Annotated in this window: 18 protein-coding genes; 8 read left to right on the top strand and 10 right to left on the bottom strand. The window is 33.8% G+C overall.

The features are described 5' to 3' along the window. Window positions 1–31: 31 nt before the first annotated feature. Together PMI_RS13355 and PMI_RS13350 are read left to right on the top strand one after the other, a co-directional pair. Complete coding sequence (locus PMI_RS13355) at window positions 32–358, top strand: DMT family transporter (protein WP_004245856.1); 327 nt, start codon at window positions 32–34, stop codon at window positions 356–358. A gap of 206 nt (window positions 359–564) precedes the next feature. After that, window positions 565–1,695, top strand: coding sequence for a protein-tyrosine phosphatase family protein (locus PMI_RS13350; protein ID WP_012368482.1), 1,131 nt, complete (start codon window positions 565–567; stop codon window positions 1,693–1,695). An 80-nt stretch (window positions 1,696–1,775) separates the two neighbouring features. On the opposite strand, the gene PMI_RS13345 is transcribed toward PMI_RS13350, so the two are convergent. Genes PMI_RS13345 through PMI_RS13335 form a run of 3 tightly spaced genes read right to left on the bottom strand, consistent with a single transcriptional unit; the run spans window position 1,776 to window position 6,440 of the window. Then, on the bottom strand, window positions 1,776–4,853 hold the full coding sequence (locus PMI_RS13345; protein WP_004245854.1) for a MexW/MexI family multidrug efflux RND transporter permease subunit: 3,078 nt from the start codon (window positions 4,851–4,853) through the stop codon (window positions 1,776–1,778). A 12-nt stretch (window positions 4,854–4,865) separates the two neighbouring features. Continuing rightward, window positions 4,866–5,972, bottom strand: coding sequence for an efflux RND transporter periplasmic adaptor subunit (locus PMI_RS13340; RefSeq protein WP_012368481.1), 1,107 nt, complete (start codon window positions 5,970–5,972; stop codon window positions 4,866–4,868). A gap of 45 nt (window positions 5,973–6,017) precedes the next feature. Beyond that, the gene (locus PMI_RS13335) at window positions 6,018–6,440 is read right to left on the bottom strand and encodes a DoxX family protein (RefSeq protein WP_004245852.1); all 423 of its coding nucleotides are present in this window, start codon (window positions 6,438–6,440) and stop codon (window positions 6,018–6,020) included. A 125-nt stretch (window positions 6,441–6,565) separates the two neighbouring features. Here PMI_RS13335 and soxR point away from each other — a divergent pair, with 125 nt between their 5' ends. Further along, the gene (gene soxR / locus PMI_RS13330; RefSeq protein WP_012368480.1) at window positions 6,566–7,015 is read left to right on the top strand and encodes a redox-sensitive transcriptional activator SoxR; all 450 of its coding nucleotides are present in this window, start codon (window positions 6,566–6,568) and stop codon (window positions 7,013–7,015) included. Here soxR and PMI_RS13325 read toward each other — a convergent pair whose 3' ends face one another. From PMI_RS13325 to PMI_RS13295, 7 genes are read right to left on the bottom strand one after another with little or no spacing between them, the layout of a single operon-like run. After that, complete coding sequence (locus tag PMI_RS13325) at window positions 7,016–7,447, bottom strand: hypothetical protein (RefSeq protein ID WP_004250129.1); 432 nt, start codon at window positions 7,445–7,447, stop codon at window positions 7,016–7,018. It lies immediately after the preceding gene. Continuing rightward, window positions 7,437–8,129: a hypothetical protein gene (locus PMI_RS13320; RefSeq protein ID WP_004245849.1), complete on the bottom strand. Its 693-nt coding sequence runs from the start codon at window positions 8,127–8,129 to the stop codon at window positions 7,437–7,439. The genes PMI_RS13325 and PMI_RS13320 overlap by 11 nt, the downstream gene beginning before the upstream one ends. Further along, window positions 8,110–8,682, bottom strand: a complete 573-nt coding sequence (locus PMI_RS13315) for an OrgA/MxiK family T3SS sorting platform protein (protein ID WP_012368479.1) — start codon at window positions 8,680–8,682, stop codon at window positions 8,110–8,112. Before PMI_RS13315 ends, PMI_RS13320 begins: the two co-directional genes overlap by 20 nt. Beyond that, window positions 8,675–9,427, bottom strand: a complete 753-nt coding sequence (gene sctJ, locus PMI_RS13310) for a type III secretion system inner membrane ring lipoprotein SctJ (RefSeq protein WP_012368478.1) — start codon at window positions 9,425–9,427, stop codon at window positions 8,675–8,677. The genes PMI_RS13315 and sctJ overlap by 8 nt, the downstream gene beginning before the upstream one ends. A gap of 2 nt (window positions 9,428–9,429) precedes the next feature. Beyond that, window positions 9,430–9,708 carry a type III secretion system inner rod subunit SctI gene (gene sctI / locus PMI_RS13305; RefSeq protein ID WP_004245846.1) on the bottom strand — a complete coding sequence of 93 codons (279 nt, stop codon included), beginning with the start codon at window positions 9,706–9,708 and terminating at the stop codon, window positions 9,430–9,432. Window positions 9,709–9,731: 23 nt separating this feature from the next. Then, entirely contained in the window at window positions 9,732–9,986 is a 255-nt protein-coding gene (gene sctF / locus PMI_RS13300) for a type III secretion system needle filament subunit SctF (protein WP_012368477.1), read from the bottom strand. A gap of 49 nt (window positions 9,987–10,035) precedes the next feature. After that, complete coding sequence (locus PMI_RS13295; protein ID WP_012368476.1) at window positions 10,036–11,109, bottom strand: hypothetical protein; 1,074 nt, start codon at window positions 11,107–11,109, stop codon at window positions 10,036–10,038. Between the two features lie 289 nt (window positions 11,110–11,398). Between PMI_RS13295 and PMI_RS13290 the strand changes: the two genes are divergently transcribed. Genes PMI_RS13290 through PMI_RS13270 form a run of 5 tightly spaced genes read left to right on the top strand, consistent with a single transcriptional unit; the run spans window position 11,399 to window position 17,482 of the window. Continuing rightward, a complete protein-coding gene (locus PMI_RS13290) occupies window positions 11,399–12,154 on the top strand; it encodes a helix-turn-helix domain-containing protein (RefSeq protein ID WP_004245842.1) in 756 nt (251 codons plus the stop codon). Continuing rightward, window positions 12,138–13,853: a type III secretion system outer membrane ring subunit SctC gene (sctC, locus tag PMI_RS13285; protein WP_012368475.1), complete on the top strand. Its 1,716-nt coding sequence runs from the start codon at window positions 12,138–12,140 to the stop codon at window positions 13,851–13,853. The genes PMI_RS13290 and sctC overlap by 17 nt, the downstream gene beginning before the upstream one ends. Window positions 13,854–13,857: 4 nt before the next feature. Continuing rightward, window positions 13,858–14,934, top strand: coding sequence for a type III secretion system gatekeeper subunit SctW (sctW, locus tag PMI_RS13280; protein ID WP_012368474.1), 1,077 nt, complete (start codon window positions 13,858–13,860; stop codon window positions 14,932–14,934). 26 nt (window positions 14,935–14,960) lie between these two features. Continuing rightward, window positions 14,961–17,060 carry an EscV/YscV/HrcV family type III secretion system export apparatus protein gene (locus PMI_RS13275; protein ID WP_004249202.1) on the top strand — a complete coding sequence of 700 codons (2,100 nt, stop codon included), beginning with the start codon at window positions 14,961–14,963 and terminating at the stop codon, window positions 17,058–17,060. An 8-nt stretch (window positions 17,061–17,068) separates the two neighbouring features. Then, on the top strand, window positions 17,069–17,482 hold the full coding sequence (locus tag PMI_RS13270; RefSeq protein ID WP_004245838.1) for an InvB/SpaK family type III secretion system chaperone: 414 nt from the start codon (window positions 17,069–17,071) through the stop codon (window positions 17,480–17,482). Window positions 17,483–17,485: the final 3 nt, after the last annotated feature.

The raw sequence follows: 17,485 nt of genomic DNA, 5'->3' as shown, positions 1-17,485 counted from the left end.
TACTTTATTAAAATAAATAAGGATAACCATTATGTTTACCGGATTCTTATGGCTGGCGCTGTCTATTGGTTCTGAAATCACAGGCACCTCAATGATTAAAAAGACCAATGGCTTTAGTAAATTAGCCCCCTCTGTTTTAGTGATTGCCGCTTACTGTATTTGCTATTTCGCCTTAACACGTGCAATGGGCTATATCCCTGTTGGTGTGGCATATTCCTTGTGGTGTGGATTTGGTATTGTTGGGGTAACATTAGTTGCCATGATTTTATATAAACAAAAACCCGATCTACCCGCTATATTCTCAATGGCATTGATTATCTCTGGTGGGATAATTATGAATACCTTTTCAACGATGTAAGATAAGTTTATAAACAAGAGACTAAATTTTCTTTTAATTTTAAATGCCGATATGTTATTCAACAATATTGGCATTTTTATATTCACTTATATTTATTTCTTAAAATGAACATGATTGATAAAAGATGTTTTTTTTATATTTTAAATTTTTTATCAATATAAAGTTAGGAGACTGTTATGTAAAACTAAGTTATAAAAGGGTGATATATGATAAGAATAATACCTAATGTAAGTGCAAAAATTAATAGCATAAGAAATTTTTTAGGAATAAAAGATCCCACGGGAAATCTTAATGTCAGTAGTGTTAAGAATAGTAGTGCTATATGGTATACAAAAGATTTACCTGAAAAAAAAGCACCTGTTCTCTGTATGCGACAAAATATCAATAATGTAAATAATATCCAAAGATTAGTATCTACAGAAGTTCTTAACAAATTATATTATAATGAAAACTCACCTCAATATGATGAAAATAATTATCAATGTGTACCTAATTCTAGATATAGAGTACGATATTGTAAAAAAACTTTAATAGAATCTAATGGGGTATTATTACCTACTAATAATGTGAGTGTTAAGAACTCTCCTTATACGACTATTGCAAGCCAATATCCTCTTAATGATAAAGAGAGTTTAAAACATTATTTTAATATGTTATTTGATAATGATATAAAGACAGTTTATGTTTTAGCCTCGAATAAGGATATTAAATGGGACTTCTCAAAACCTGATAGTGAATATGATAAAAGCAATTCTAAGCAGAAAGGGTTTAAATACTTTAGAGAGGATTTTTATTCAGATAATATAGAATCTCGCCACTTTAATAAGTGGGATTTCAGTCGTTTTAAAATAAAAGGTAAAAATGGGAAATTTATAGAAAATAAAAATGGAGATAATGAAGTTTTACTAAATGAAAGAAGTTTAGATTGCAAAGTATATATTAATAAATTAACTAAAAAAGGTTGTGATGAAAAGAAAAATATAAAATTTGTGCATATTTATAATTGGAGAGATCATACAGCAATAGATGCGACAAAATTAAAAAATACAATTGATTTGATTGGCAAAGAATTAACAATAAACCCAACAAAAGAAAATATAGCTGTCCATTGTCTTGCGGGATTAGGAAGAACAGGGGAGTTTATTGCTTTAATGGAAATGATGAAAATGATAGAGGCAGGAAATACAAAAACAAAAAGCTTAGAAAGTATTCTCGTTCATTTAAGGGAAAATCGCAGTAGGGAGGTACTTAAAAGGAAATCACAAGTTGATGAGCTGATTAAGTTTGCAATAAATCATAACATTCCTTTAGTCAATGATAATATTGAAATAAAATAATATTTATTCAAAAAATAACTATAACCATCCCCATTGTATTTACAATGGGGATGGGTTTACGACATTAGCGCTTGTTATTTTTATTGCTCACTGATTTGCTGTAATTGTTTTTGACGCTCAGTCTGAGCGCTGACTTGATGGTTTCGAGCTAAGAAGCTGTACATTGTGGGTAATACAAACAGCGTAAATAGCGTGCCAACTAACATACCTGATACAATAATCAACCCTAATCCATAGCGACTATTAGCTCCAGCACCACTGGCAAATAGCAGAGGAATAAGCCCGATAACCATTGCTGCCGTAGTCATTAAGACAGGGCGTAAGCGGATTTTTGCTGCTTCAATAATCGCCTCACGTCGATTTAGATTTTTATGAACTTGTAATTCATTAGCGAACTCCACCATTAAAATACCGTGCTTACTGATAAGTCCTATCAAGGTGACTAAACCAATTTGAGTGTAGATATTTAATGTCACCATACCTAAAGCTAATGGCACTAATGCACCACAAATTGAGAGTGGTACCGTAATCAAAATAATCAATGGATCAACCAAGCTTTCATATTGTGCGGCTAATACCAAATAAATAATGATAAGGGCGGCAATAAACGCAAAGACTAAGGTATTTCCTTCTTGGGTAAATTGGCGAGCATCAGATTGCCAATCATGGCTAAAGCCAGCGGGTAAGGAATTTGCCACATTTTCAAGAAACGCAACAGCTTGCCCCATGGTGACACCCGGTGCCGGAATAGCTTGAAATATAGCGGCATTTTGTTGATTAAATTGCGTTAATTTATTGGGTTCAACTTGAGTGGTAATATTGACTACGGTTGATAATGGAATTAACAGGTTATCTTGAGTACGAATATAGTGCCCTGCAAGTGCTGCCGGAGTTAAACGTTGTTGACGTATACTTTGGGGGATCACATCATAAGAGCGACCATCCATACCAAAGCGATTGATATAGTGTTCACCCACTAATAAGGATAGTGATTCGCCAATATCTTGCATGCGAATACCAAGGGTATTGGCTTTGGCACGATCAATAGTGATCTGTACAACAGGGTTGTTGTAATCAAGATCACTATCCACTACGACAAATAGACCACTTTCTCGTGCTTGCTGTTTGATCTCTTCCATCGTGTCAAATAAAACGGGATAACCTAATGGGCTACGTAACACCATTTGGACAGGTAATCCGCCGACAGAGCCAGGTAATGATGCTAATTGAAAAGCAAAAATACTGCTTCCTTCAACATCCGCAACACGATTTTGTAGGTCTGCCTGAATTTGATTGGCATTACGATCACGACCTTTCCAACCATCAAAATTAATCCCACCAAAGCTTGCTGAAGGGCCATCAGTACCATTGATGATCCATGTGCTGTCTGTTTCTGGTAGGCTCATATAAATATCATCAAGTTTCTGATTGAAATGTTCCGCATAGGCAAGATTTGCATGTTGTGGTGCTTTTACCGCGGTTAAAACGCTCGCTTGATCTTCTAAAGGTGCTAACTCTTGTTTTGTCTGGCTATATAAAAACGGCAAGCTAACAAACACGGCGAAGGCGAAAACGACGGTTAACCAGCGATGAGTTAAAGAAAAATTAAGCAAATAGCTATAGTAATATGCCAATTTATCAAAGGTATATTCGGCTATTTTAGCCATCCTGCCTTCATTTTCTTTCGGTTTGAGCATTAATGAGCTCATGACCGGAGATAAGGTTAATGCCACAATACCCGATACAATGACGCTACCAGCAAGCGTTATGGCAAATTCTTTAAACAGTGCACCTGTTAATCCTGACATGAGACCGATTGGCGCGTAAACGGCGGCTAAAGTGATGGTCATGGCAATAACCGGCCCCGCGACCTCTCGTGCCCCCACTAATGCGGCCTGCACTGGTGATAATCCCTCTTCAATATGACGATGTACGTTTTCAACCACCACTATCGCATCATCGACAACTAATCCAATGGCTAAAACCATTGCTAGTAAAGTAAGCAAATTAATACTAAAACCAAATGCCAACATTAATCCGGCTGCCCCCAACATAGATAAAGGGATAGCAAGCACAGGAATAATTACAGAACGTAATGAGCCTAAGCAGAGATAAATAACAGCAATAACAATTAAAATGGCTTCAATTAATGTTTGCACCACCTGATCAATAGAAGCTTTAATAAAACGTGAAGTTTCAAAGGCCAGCTCCACATTTACACCTGGTGGGAGTGTTTTTTCTATATCAGTAAGGTTTTCGCGAATACCATCAACAATGATTAACGGGTTACCTGTTGGTGTTGGAAATAGGCCTAAGAAGACGGCTTTTTTGCCATTCATGATGCCACTGGTTTCAGTAGCAGCCGCACCTAGCTCGACGGTGCCAATATCACGTAGACGTATAAGATTATGGCCATCATTGTGGATCACCATATCTTTAAATTCTTCCACATTGGTTAAATCGGTATTGACATAAACATTCGCAATAACAAACTCACCTTCGACCTTCCCGGGAGCTGCTTGGTAATTATTACGGCGAATGGCATCAGCGACATCACTAGCAGTTAAGTTTCGCCCCGCTAATTTATCAGTATCTAGCCATACGCGCATGGCCAGTTGTTGTCCGCCAAAGACTTGTACTTTGGCGACCCCATTAATGGAGGAAAACATCGGTTCAACCACACGAGATAGATAGTCAGTTAATTCTGGAATAGAAATTTGCTCACTGGAAAAGCCAACATAAGCGACTGCGGTTGATTCACCAGAAGAAAGTTCAATCACAGGATCATAAGCTTGTTCTGGCAATTTATAACGTACTTGATTGACCTTGGCCATCACTTGCGTTAATGCTTGTGTCGGATCGCGATTTAACTCCATTCTTACCGTGACAAAACTTTTTCCTTGTACTGAAGATGAAGAAATATAATCAACGCCTTCCACCGAGGAAACGGCTTGCGTAATAGGCTGAGTCACAAAACCTTGCATCAGTTCAGACGATGCGCCAGGGTAGTCTGTTGCAATGGTAATCGTTGAGTTTTGTAACATGGGGTATTGGCGAATAGGTAGTTTACTGAACGCAAATGCGCCCAGTAAAAAAATCAAGGTGCTAACTACTAACGCTAAAACAGGTCGTCGCACAAAAATATCAGTGAATTTCATGAAACACTCCTGTTATGGTTGACGAGTAGTAGATTGGGCCAGTGTTAACGTATCTTGCTCTATGGGGGCTATTGAGGTGCCATCACTAAGTTTGATTTGTCCTGAGGTAACAACTTGATCTCCCTGATTTAAGCCTTCTTTGATCTCGATAAGGCCGTTGTAGCGCAATCCAACTTTCACAGAGACACGCTTAGCGATAAGGTTTTTTTGATTGTCAGATTGCGCTACAAACACGGTATCCCCATAGGCAGTATAAGTAACCGCTGTCTCTGGTACGGTTAATGCCTGATGACGAGTAGGGGAGGTAACTTGAACACGAGCAAACATGCCCGCTTTTAATTTGTTATCGGTATTCGGTAAAATGGCTTGTACTTGCACAGTGCGAGAAGGGCCAATAAGAGGGTCTATGGCATTAAGTGAGCCGGTAAATGTTTGATTAGGATAAGCATCAACTGCAATATTAATAGGTTGATGAGTTGAAAGCTGTGGCGCCACTTGCTCATCGAGTGAAAAGTTAAGTTTTAAGTGGCTTGCATCCACTAATGAGGCAACACGTTCCTCAGCATTTAGATACTGTCCTTCATGCACGAGTTTTATGCCGACAATACCATCAAAGGGAGCTTTAATTGTTTTTTGTGCAATGCGCGCTTTCACTTCACGGATAGAGGCTACAATCATATCGCGCTCTGATAACGTACTATCTAATTGTGCTGCTGCAGCCACATTTTTACTATAAAGTTGGCGAGTTCTTGAATAAAGTTTTTCTGCATTAGTTAGTTGTGCTTGTAGGCGTAATAATTCCGCTTGCTCTGGCTCATCATTTAATTTTACTAAGATTTGTCCCGCGGTGACGGTCTGTCCTGATGCAAAGTGGATCGTGGCGATGCGCCCATTTGTTTCTGCCGCTAAATAGACTTGTCTAGCGGCTTCCAATTCTCCAACACCATGCATGGTATTAGGTAATTCAGCGGATTGCGCGGTTGCTAATGCCACTTTTGTTGGTGGATAAGCAAATGGCTGTGTTTCATCTTCATCAGATCCCATTGTTGCATAAACCATTGCCCCTGCACTTAATAAAAATAGTGAGGCACATAAAGTTAACGTCAATTTCTTATTCATTTTACCGCCGATCCCATAGTGAAGTTTTTATCTATTTTTAGGGTGTTATGAGTTGAATTTTTTCCATAATGCTCTGAAGTGGCTAGCCATTGCGGTTGCCATTAGTCCTCCAATCACAGAGGTATGCTCTATCGCAAAATACATGGATAACATCGCTTTATCGCCGGTCATATTCCAAAACGTATGTACAATCACAATGGTTAAAAATAAGAAAGTGGCTAATGCGCCAGCACCTAACCATAGGTAACGATCAAAAAGGACTAAAATCGATCCGGCGAATAAAACAATGGCGCTGGCGAGATTAAAAAACCAATCAGGGTTTAACCCTGCTGCACGCATCTCTGCCAAACTATTCTCATAATCAAATACCTTGGCAAAACCCGATGATAAAAATAACAATAGAATTAGCACTCTTGCGACAATCCATAATGTTTGGCTTTCAAGAATACGTGCAATTGAGTTAGGCATGTATCAGTCCTCAATAAACTTAAAAAAATAAAATCAGGCAATTGGCTGACTTGACTTTGTATTGGGACAAGACTATAAAACCTCAAGTTAACTTGAGGTCAAGTGAAAAATAAAAAAGGTAGCAAATGAGTAAAGAGAAAATAGATTTTAATCGAGCGCTCACGGTTGGCGAAGTGGCAAAACGCAGTGGTGTTGCGATTTCTACACTGCATTTTTATGAAGAAAAAGGATTGATAAAAAGTTCTCGGAGCCCTGGAAATCAGCGCCGTTACCCGTCAGTGGTACTTCGTTATGTGGCAATTATTAAAGCAGCGCAGAGTACAGGTATTCCATTAAAAGAAATTCAGGAAATATTAGGGAAATATCCACCAAATAGTAAATTAACTGCAGAACAATGGCATGAAATATCAACGGATTGGAAAATACGGCTCGATGAGCGTATTCGGCGTCTTAAGCGATTACGTAATGGACTTGATCACTGTATTGGCTGTGGATGCCTATCATTAAATGATTGCCCATTACGTAACCCTGATGATATTTTAGGGGAAAAAGGGCCTGGTGCTCAAATGTTATGATCACAATGAAAATGTCACCCTATCAGGCTTAAAAAAACCTTCGAATTCATCATTGTTATCAATCATACCTAATAATTCTAGGGTGACTTGATGATAAAAACCTTGATAAGAGAGTCGCGAAACGAGTGCTTGATTAATCAAGTTTTTATTTTCATGATGTTCTAATTCACTTTGTTGGTGAGCATAAACCAATAAGGCTATTTGTCGCTTCTCTTTTAACGTTTGATTGCCTCCATCTTTGACATCAAATTGGTCTAATAAAGTAAGAATATCATTAGCATGGCTAAGATCCGCTTTGCTTAAATCTTGATAAAAAGTCAGTTTCAAATTTTCGATAATAGGATCTGATCCTTTTCTCGAAATATTGTTAGCACTAGATAAAGTCGAAGGAGAGTTATATACCTGCTGTGCGCGGAAAGGATCAATTTTCATTGTTATCCTCGTTTAAAATTGGCTTTCTTGAAGAAAGATCGTCTGAGGGGGTAAATGTATTGATAAAGTTTAATAGCAGTTGTTTGATGTTTTGCTCAAAAATCGGTTGATAAGTTTCAGAAAAAGGCCGATGAAATTGTGTTCTTAGATCGTTGAGAAATATGGCAGGATCAAAAAAAGTAATTTGATCACCGGTATGAATAGCAATGGTCTTGTTGTTATGGCAGTTTAACTTAATATTGCTATTGTCGAGTTCACTCTCAAAATAGCGCTGTAGTGTTGTGGGAATATCGAGTGTTACTTTTTGCTCAAGAGGAACAGATGACATCAGATATTGAGTGAGTTTAACTTGTATTTCAGGTGAATCTAAGAATTCCCCGATCGTTGCGACGAGTTGTTCTCGTTGCTGAAATTCATATTGTACAAATTTTTCTTGATATTCAATTGAGAATCTTATTATATCAGCTAATAAAACCTGTAATCCTTTAGCATAAGCTTCGTTAGCTATCTTATTACGAAGTTTATCTAGTTTATGATTAAAGTGATGCAGCATTTTTTTTGCTGCCTGCTTGGTCGCTAATGTTGTTTTATGAATATTATCGAGCTGTCGTATATAGTGAGCTCGTATTAATACACCTTCGCAGGTATATTTTAAAAGGTTGTCAGGTAACAAGCGTAGCATAATTTAATACCAGTAAAAAAAGTGTAGGAGATAAAACAAGTGATTTAGGAAATTCAATATTAATTGATAAAGATTTTGGTGAAAAAAGTAATTTAAAACGTTGAGCTAGTGCGTTCGATATTAGCTTAATAAAATTAAATAGTAATTGATAGCCAATATCTATGGGGGCAATATCTTTTAGTGACAGTAATATTTTGCTATCGACAGTCCTATTTAACATAGGATAGAGAGCTAAAAAGGCTTTTAATGCAGGTTCTAAATGATAATAATTTTGTGCTAATAGCGTATGACGAGAATAAAAATAACCTAAAAATAAAGCACAACGAGGAAGAGTGTGCCAATGAGTAAATATTTTTTCTACGGTAGTATCAATCTCACAATCAATATGCAGTATAAGTTGATATTGCCCAATTAAATGACGATTAGCTATTTTTTGCCATAGGGTATTTTCTTCTGGCGATGCTAATACATCGTAGTCTGAATGGATATAACTTAACGGTTCATACATTACATTAGAGATCAATTTAAATTGTTCAGCAGTCAGATTACTCATTCTCGCTTACCATTTTATTGACTTGTTTACGACGATAAATAATCAATATGACCATAATTATTATAATTAAACTAATTATTGATAACCCTATGAGTAACCAAGAGCTACTCAATGATGTCGTATTATCTTGGTGAAGTTGATTATTTAATATCGTAAATTTATTGATATTCCGTGGATATAATAAAACAGTAATATTACTCTCATCCATATCATTAAAAGCATTATGGATAAAAGCACGAACATCGTCACTTAGCTGATCACTATCTATCATGCCATCTTCATAGAAAACTAAAGCAGAAGCATGAGGTGTTGGCGTTATACGATCATTTGATGATAGTGGATAACTGACATGTACTCTCGCATCGATAAGATGATCAATGGTTAATAATGATTGTTCTAACCGTTGCTCAATGGCTGAAATTAAACGTGCTTTTTCAGCTTGAGGCGATGAAACTAATGCATCTGATGGAAATAATTGTGTAATTTCAATACGAGAAATTGTTGGTAATTGATATTCTTCTAATATTTGAATAGCAATCCCTATATTTTCCTTTTTAACTGAGATCTCAAATAATCCTTTTCCTAACGCAGTACGAGTACTTGTTATTTGGTGTTTCTGTAACACCGCTTGAATTTCAGTTGCTTGCCTTTGACTTAAATTAGTGAGCAGTGATTGATCCTTACAACCGTTTAATAAAGGAAGTAAGCAACATAAAAATAGTAATAACAAATACCGTCTATTCATTACTATTGAGCCTTAAGTAGTGTTTCCACAATATTGAGAGATTTTCTTGCTAACGTACTCGCTAAGCTCATCGTAATTGAATAATCGCTAAGTTCTATTTGTAAATTCGTATAACTTTGGGCATCACCTAATTGGCTTAATGTTGTTAACTTTTCTTGTATCTTTTTTTCATATTGCATACTACTAATAATGCCATTTACCATGATAGTCGATAAACTATCATCACTTGTATCTTGTAGTTCTTTGGTTAAATTAACGGGAATAATAGGTGCAATAGCCATACATAACCTCCGTAAAACTCATGTTAACGCATATTACCAATAATACTCATTGCTAGATCTTTAATGACTTTGATTGATGTAGATTGGGCATTACGTGTAATATTATATTCGGCAAGTTTGGCTTGATATTCGGCTAATGCCGCGGCATTAGATGTATCAGCTTTTAATGCTTCTAAGGCTTCAGATAACTCATAGCTTTGGGTTTTCACAGGTTTATGAAAATATTGGTCAACTTTACTAATTGAACTTACATCTGTTTCAACAAGACTCGCAGCCATAAATTACTCCTTTGTGCTTAAATTTGTTATGTTACTCATCATAGCTTGATTATCCTTGAGGAAAATAACGATGCTGATTATCAAGAAAAATATATCCATTATCTTCTTGTAGCATTGCTTTATTTTTCAAGTTGATATTAACTTTATTTTCACGATAAAAAATAAATTTTCTTCCAAAAAAAGCTGCCTGTTTTTTTATATAAGCATTAAATTTTTCTTTGTCATTTACGCTTAGCTTATCATCAAAGATAAAAATTAAGCCGTTATTTTTTTCTTCAATAGTATATCCTATTGTTTTAGTGAAATTTAGCTTGTTTATCTCTTCAACAATTTTAGCAATTGATAATTCTTTTATGATTGGCTGACAATTTTTGGGAAAATTGTCATTGATGGCTTGAATGATTTTTAACTTTTCATTTTTATTATAATAAAAAAAACTCACTATAGGTTTAGTGTTGTCTTTTAAAGTAACGTGAATTTTATTATTAGTTGCTAATTTGATAATTTTTTCTTTGTTCAAAAATGAAATTTTTGTTTTTGAATCACTATCTTTTATTAAATTTTTAGAAGAGTAAGGTTCAGTGTAAATACATAAATAACCATTTTCTCCTTTAAATTCATTTGAATATGAACTTTTAAAAGCCAATTCCTTTGGTTTATTTTCTAATGGTTTTGATACATTCATAAAAGTAAATGATACTATAAAAAATGCAATAACAAATATAAATGATACAATGATTTTTCTATTAATTGTCCATTTTTTTGAATTTAAATCAAAAGATGTTATAGACAAATCATCTTTATGACTAATTAAGAAAATAGGAAAATTATTGATATATATAGGCTTATCGAGTTCTAATGGTAGTTCTTTGCTAATTTCTTTAGAAATTAAACCATCTTCTATTTTATATTTATTATTTTTTGTATTATGCTCATCAAGCATAATCGTAATTATCTTTTCATGTTCTTTCTTGTTGCAAGGAATGTAAAGTGTTAATTTCTCATTTTCTATTTTATTTTCAATATGTTCTTTACTATGTAGAATTAATGAGTATTGATTAGGCAGCAAAGGCGTTATTATCCCTTTTAAAGGACCACTGAGAACATAAATATAATACAGCATAGAGTTAACCCAATAATAAATGTTAATTAATTCATGTTATAAATATATTTTAGTCATATAAACAATGAAATTCTTTAAAAAAACATAGGTGTTTTATTTGAAAATAAATGTTGATATATTACTGTTGTTTTTTTAATAATAATCAATGAGAATTGTTATTTATTTTTAAAGTTAATTCTAGGCTATATTATTATAGTGTTCTATAAATTATGGCTATAATAACATTTTGAAAAATAGTTTGTTTTTTTGAACCCTTAATAGATTATAAGTATAGGCTGAGGTATTTACCATGTTAATAAATGATATAAAAATAAGTGGCGATAAAAATATTTTATCAGGGAATTTATTATTCATGTGCATTCCTTTAAATGATGAATATCCAATAAGAATATACGATGATAAAACGACTAAAATTATAAAGGGAAAGGCTTTTATTTATAATTCAAAAAATGAAAATGTTATTTTTCAATCAGAAAATCAGTCATGGCGTATTGAAAAGAGATCATTTTTTATTTGTGCCAGATTATTGGCATTTATTGATTATGCTAGAGATTTTTCAAAAATGACAGCAGTTGGCACTAATTTTGATATTAATCAACAAATTTTTTATATAAAAGAGGGGAGTGGAACATTAGAACATCTGATTATTAATGAGGCACTGAAAGATGAAAGCCAATTAGAACCTCTTTTTGTGACAATAAGACACAGTGAAAGTTACTGGCTTATATTACATCTGATTAGTTATTTGGATGAGAAAAAAAGCAATATTGCACAAATAGGTGAACGATATGGTGTATCAGGGACACATTTTAGACGGCTGTGTAAACGTTATTTAGGTAATTGTGGTAAAAGTCAATTACGTTCATGGCGTGCGGCATCTTCTATTTTGACAACGCTATCAACAGATGAATCATTGACTCAGATTGCAGTCGATAATGGTTTTAGTTCAGCATCTCATTTTTCTAATGAAATTAAGACATTATTTGGTATTACACCAACTGAATTTCGGCGAATTGGCCAATATCTTTATGAACATAAAAAATAAAATTTACTGTATCATTGGAATTATCATTTTTTATAGCTTCTTTTTGCCAACACAAGCTGCAGAAGGAAAGGTTATTTATACACATCAGGTTAAAAAACCTGATGTTTTTGTTGCGGTAAATACACATATTGAACAGTTTTTCCTAGTGCTATCAGATAAATTAAATAAACCTTTTATTCTAAGCAGCGCAGTAAAAAAAGAGCGGATCAGTGGAAAATTTGATATTTCTTCACCTGAAGACGCCTTTGAATTAATGGTAAAACGTTTGTCATTACTTTATTTTAATGACGGAGAATCTATTTATATTTATCGCGATAATGAGATACAGCAACAGCTATTTCAAGTGAAAAATATCAGCTTGAGTAAACTGAAAGAGTATCTACAAGATGTTGGATTATATGATCTCCGCTACCCATTACGTGCAGGTCACGATCAGCGTACTTTTTATCTCTCAGGTCCTCCTATTTATATTAGCTTAGTTAAGGCTGCTGCTGAGCTTTTGGATAATGATGTACAAGAAAAAATTAATGAAAATATCAATAATCAAGTTCCAACCGGAAGCTCTCGTTATGGCGATGAGTTTGTGCAGATATTTCCATTAAAAAACACTTTTGTACAAGATAGAACCTATATATTACGTGATGAAAAAGTGGTTTTACCAGGTATAACAACGGTTTTGCAACAGCTATTTATGCCATCGGGAGAGAAAGAAAAAACAGTCAGAAGAGCGCGTGAGATTATCGAAGATAATGATAAATATCAGGATGATAAAATTACCAACGATATACAAGATACTCATTCACCGATTATCACTCAAATGGGCAAATATAATGTTGAACTCGTTCCTTTACCTGGATCAAATAGCCTGTTGGTTAAAACGAGTCGAGAAGGTTTAGCTTTAGTTAGCTCACTTATTTCACAATTAGATAAACCGAAAAGACAAGTTGAATTGTCATTATGGATAATTGATATTTCTAAAAGTAAAGCCGATAGTTTGGGGGTGAATTGGCAGGGGAGTTATGGCTCGGGTAAAAATACATTTTTCTTTAATACCGCTAGCTTAAGTGCTGTATCTGGTTTTAGTTTTTTAAGTAAAATCAAAGCACTCAGTGAGGAAGGGGAAGCTAAAATGGTTTCTCGTCCTATTTTGTTAACTCAAGAAAATACCCCCGCCATATTTGATAATAACACCACCTTTTATACACAAATTAAAGGTGAGCGAGTTGCTTCATTAGAATCTACAACATTCGGCACTATGATCAGTGTGTTGCCTCGTATTAGTAATACTAACCAAGAGATTGAGATGATTATCAATCTTGAAGATGGCGCCGAGAAAAAAAGTGATGATGAAGATAGAGAAGAAGGGATTGAAAAATTACCTGTTATTAATCGCACAAATATCAGCACCGTGGCCCGAGTTTCTGAAGGCGGTAGTTTATTAATTGGTGGATATACACGAGAAGATAACATAAAAGCAGAAAACAAAATTCCTTTTTTAAGTGCTATACCTTTAGTTGGCCGAGCATTTAGCTATCAGTCAGATAATAATAAAAAAATGGTGCGTATTTTTATGTTACAACCGCGTTTATTAGATAAAACTGATACGCACGGATTGGACTCTTTAACTGAACACCCATTTTTACCGATGGATAAAAAAACATCTCAAGCGCTAAAACAAATTCAGGCATTTATGAGGTGATATTATGATCGGACCAATTAATACTGCAACTTCGACAAATGGTGCCAGCAACAGTATTAGTAAAGAAAGTCAGCAAGACATAGAATATAAGCAACCACAAATAAACGAAAGTGAAAATTATCAAAATCAATTAATAGAAATATCTGATGATATGTCTATGGTGGCAACTCTTTTTTCTCAGCGATTAGGAAAATTATTAGACAAAAAAGCCAATAAAGGGCAAGAAGCTTTATATATTGCAGAAGATGGTGCTGATGAGAAACTTGATAAGGTGATGCTTCAATTTAGAAAATCGGGGAGAAGTTTACAGGAATTATTGCAATATTTACGTAAAATGTTCCCTGATCCTAGTGATCTCGTTATGGTTTTACGAGAATTACTTAGGAAAAAAAAATTAGGTGCACAATTAGATGCAGGTATTGAAAATGAGATCAATAGGTTACTTGCAGGTGAGGAGGGTAAGCAAATTAAGGCGGGCATTAATATTGCTCTCCAAGCTAAAGCCTTTGCTAAATTACTTTGTTTAGATGCATCAGTATTAAGAGACCTTTACCGTAGTTACATTATTCTGGATATTGAACCTATTTATTTTTTCAAAATGTGGATAGAAAAATATGATATAAAAAAATGTTCAATTATTTTGAATTTTCTAACACAGAGCTTGATTTGTGATATGAAATCGTTAATGCCAAGTTGCTCCCAAAGTTCAGAGTTTGGTTATCTTTTGGAAAAGGTAAATAAATTACGATTATTATATAGCTTTATAGAAATGAATATAGAAAATTTAGTTAAAGAAGATTTAAAGAGTTTTATAAAAGAAGATGATTTTTATCAACTAACTATTAATGGAATGATATCTCCAGAACAAATGGAAAAATATTTAATATCACTTATGGATAATCAATGGAAAGGTTATTTTATTAAAATAAAAATGAGGTTGCTACAACAGTTAAAGACAATGTTCAATAAATATCCTGAATTATTATACTTATCTGATGATTTTAGAAATGAATGCCAAATAATGATACAAAAAATTATAGATAATTATATTAAGAAAGAGCAATATCAATTAAGAAAATAAAAAACAATTAATTATTGGCAAAGTTTATGATTTATAAGTTTCTATTAGCAATAAAAAACAAACCAGAACTTATCGTACTATCAGTGATGATACTGGTTATAATGATGTTAATTATACCTTTGCCAACTTATTTGGTCGACTTTCTTATAGGTTTAAATATTACTATTGCAATTCTTATCTTTATGAGTTCATTTTATATTAAACGTATACTGAACTTTATGACATTTCCTGCATTATTGCTTATAACAACTCTTTTCCGGCTTGCTTTATCAATAAGCACTAGCCGTCTTATATTATTAGATGCCGATGCAGGAGAGATCATTACCTCATTTGGTGAGTTTGTCATTGGTGAAAATCTTGTTGTAGGTTTTGTTGTCTTTTCCATTGTGACCATAGTGCAATTTCTCGTGATTACTAAAGGATCTGAACGAGTAGCGGAGGTCGCGGCTCGTTTTTCTTTGGATGGTATGCCTGGAAAACAAATGAGTATTGATGCTGATTTAAAATCAGGGATCATTACGAATGAAGAAGTTCAGATCAGAAGGAAAGAGTTAGGACAAGAGAGTCAATTATATGGTTCATTCGATGGTGCCATGAAATTTATAAAAGGGGATGCGATAGCCGGCATTGTCATTATCTTCGTGAACTTAATTGGTGGCATATCGGTAGGTATGGCTCAAATGGGGTTATCTATTACAGAGGCATTACATACATATACACTTTTAACGATAGGGGATGGATTAGTTGCACAAATTCCTGCTTTACTTATCTCTATTAGTGCCGGATTTATTGTAACACGTGTCGGTGGTGAAAATAATAATTTGGGCTATAGCATTATGAATGAGCTATTGGCACAAGATTTTGCTTTGCTTGTTACAGCTATTTTGGCTTTTGGTATCGGTTTTTTACCAGGATTTCCCACACCTGTTTTTCTTATTTTATCTGTAATGCTTGGCGTTTACTTTTTTAAAATAAAATGGAAGAGTAGTAAAAAAGAATATAAAACAGAAGATGAAAAAGATAATCATAATGCTACTAATGCCGACAGTAAAAAAGGACTTATGTCAAATTTATTTTCTGGTAAACATGGGGAAGAAGTAGATAATAGTTTATTAACAGAAAATATTACCTTATCACAAGCTGAAACTTTGCCATTAATCATCACTCTTTCTACTAAGAAAAAACCATATTTAACAAAAATAGTTTTTGAAAAATGGTTACAAAAAGAATTTATTTTACAATATGGTATATTATTACCAGATATTGTGATTCACTATTCAGATAAAATAGATGACGATAAAATTATTATTTTAATTAACGAAGTTAAAGCAAAAGAACTTAATTGTCCTTTTCCTCTTTTTCATATAGAAAATCCTAATGATGAATTGCTCTCTTTAGGCTTTAACTTAATAAGTATTGAAGATGATAATAAAACCCATTATTGGATTGAGCGTGATGATGAATCTAAATTAGCGCCATTAGGTTACAAAGCGGAACGTTCAGAAAGTTACTTTTATAGAAAATTCTCTGATCTGATCACATTAAATATTACAGAGTTTCTTGGTATTCAAGAAACAAAAGATATCCTTGATAAATTAGAAAAGAGTGCCCCTGAGCTTTTAAAAGAGTGTTATAGGCAAGTTTCTATTCAGAGGATAAATGATGTTTTGCAACGATTAGTACAAGAAAAAATTCCTATTAGAAACATAAAGACTATTATAGGGGGCTTAGTTCAATGGGGGAGCAAAGAAAAAGATCCCGTGCTACTTACTGAACACATTAGAACGCTTCTTGCTCGTTATATTAGTTATTTTTTTTCAACCGATGGGAAGTTTAATGCAATTATCTTATCTAACGATATGGAAGAGATAATTCGTAGTGGAATAAGACAAAGTTCTTCTGGCACATTATTGAATTTAGAACCTGCTGAATTAGATATGATAATAGAAAAAATATCTATGGTTATTGATGATATTAAATATATTCAGGATTATATATTTTTAACATCAATAGATATAAGGCGTTTTGTAAAAAAACTAATAGAAACTCAATATCCTCAAATACCGGTATTATCTTATGATGAGATAACATCTGATATTGAAATTAATGTATTACAATCTATTTAGGAGTGATTATGTCTTTTGATCTTGCTAGCTTACTTATGGATGCAATGAATGTTATTGGTCGGAATGATTTATTTTCAGGGGGGAAATCAATCGATAACCATTCAACCATTACCATTAGTTTAGGTGATATGCCAGATATTAATTTATTGGTTGTTGACGAGGTTCCTATGATTTGGTCGGTGCTTTGTGATTATGATGAAAAATTACTTACACAAATTAGTGCCGAATTATTATTAGATAGCATCAATAATCAAACAGAAAGTTTTTACCCTGGACAACCGGCCTTGGTGAGAATTGAGGACTCTTTAGAATTAAGAGCATCATTTATGCCAATTGCATTGCAAAATGGAGAAAGCATGGCAAGAGCCATTGATGACTATTTTCAAATTATGAATAGTATACATCAACGGTTTATTGGCTAAATA

The sequence above is a fragment of the Proteus mirabilis HI4320 genome (assembly GCF_000069965.1).
In the GTDB taxonomy this organism is placed as follows: Bacteria; Pseudomonadota; Gammaproteobacteria; order Enterobacterales; family Enterobacteriaceae; genus Proteus; species Proteus mirabilis.
The sequence above is the reverse complement of the archived record's forward strand: the minus strand, read 5'-3'. Positions and strand labels throughout refer to the sequence as shown.

What these genes read in the sequence shown, in the direction of transcription:
- PMI_RS13355 (WP_004245856.1), top strand. Translation starts at nt 32, where the DNA reads ATGTTTACCGGATTCTTATGGCTGGCGCTGTCTATTGGTTCTGAAATC.
- PMI_RS13350 (WP_012368482.1), top strand. Translation starts at nt 565, where the DNA reads ATGATAAGAATAATACCTAATGTAAGTGCAAAAATTAATAGCATAAGA.
- PMI_RS13345 (WP_004245854.1), bottom strand. Translation starts at nt 4,853, where the DNA reads ATGAAATTCACTGATATTTTTGTGCGACGACCTGTTTTAGCGTTAGTA.
- PMI_RS13340 (WP_012368481.1), bottom strand. Translation starts at nt 5,972, where the DNA reads ATGAATAAGAAATTGACGTTAACTTTATGTGCCTCACTATTTTTATTA.
- PMI_RS13335 (WP_004245852.1), bottom strand. Translation starts at nt 6,440, where the DNA reads ATGCCTAACTCAATTGCACGTATTCTTGAAAGCCAAACATTATGGATT.
- soxR (WP_012368480.1), top strand. Translation starts at nt 6,566, where the DNA reads ATGAGTAAAGAGAAAATAGATTTTAATCGAGCGCTCACGGTTGGCGAA.
- PMI_RS13325 (WP_004250129.1), bottom strand. Translation starts at nt 7,447, where the DNA reads ATGAAAATTGATCCTTTCCGCGCACAGCAGGTATATAACTCTCCTTCG.
- PMI_RS13320 (WP_004245849.1), bottom strand. Translation starts at nt 8,129, where the DNA reads ATGCTACGCTTGTTACCTGACAACCTTTTAAAATATACCTGCGAAGGT.
- PMI_RS13315 (WP_012368479.1), bottom strand. Translation starts at nt 8,682, where the DNA reads ATGAGTAATCTGACTGCTGAACAATTTAAATTGATCTCTAATGTAATG.
- sctJ (WP_012368478.1), bottom strand. Translation starts at nt 9,427, where the DNA reads ATGAATAGACGGTATTTGTTATTACTATTTTTATGTTGCTTACTTCCT.
- sctI (WP_004245846.1), bottom strand. Translation starts at nt 9,708, where the DNA reads ATGGCTATTGCACCTATTATTCCCGTTAATTTAACCAAAGAACTACAA.
- sctF (WP_012368477.1), bottom strand. Translation starts at nt 9,986, where the DNA reads ATGGCTGCGAGTCTTGTTGAAACAGATGTAAGTTCAATTAGTAAAGTT.
- PMI_RS13295 (WP_012368476.1), bottom strand. Translation starts at nt 11,109, where the DNA reads ATGCTGTATTATATTTATGTTCTCAGTGGTCCTTTAAAAGGGATAATA.
- PMI_RS13290 (WP_004245842.1), top strand. Translation starts at nt 11,399, where the DNA reads ATGTTAATAAATGATATAAAAATAAGTGGCGATAAAAATATTTTATCA.
- sctC (WP_012368475.1), top strand. Translation starts at nt 12,138, where the DNA reads ATGAACATAAAAAATAAAATTTACTGTATCATTGGAATTATCATTTTT.
- sctW (WP_012368474.1), top strand. Translation starts at nt 13,858, where the DNA reads ATGATCGGACCAATTAATACTGCAACTTCGACAAATGGTGCCAGCAAC.
- PMI_RS13275 (WP_004249202.1), top strand. Translation starts at nt 14,961, where the DNA reads ATGATTTATAAGTTTCTATTAGCAATAAAAAACAAACCAGAACTTATC.
- PMI_RS13270 (WP_004245838.1), top strand. Translation starts at nt 17,069, where the DNA reads ATGTCTTTTGATCTTGCTAGCTTACTTATGGATGCAATGAATGTTATT.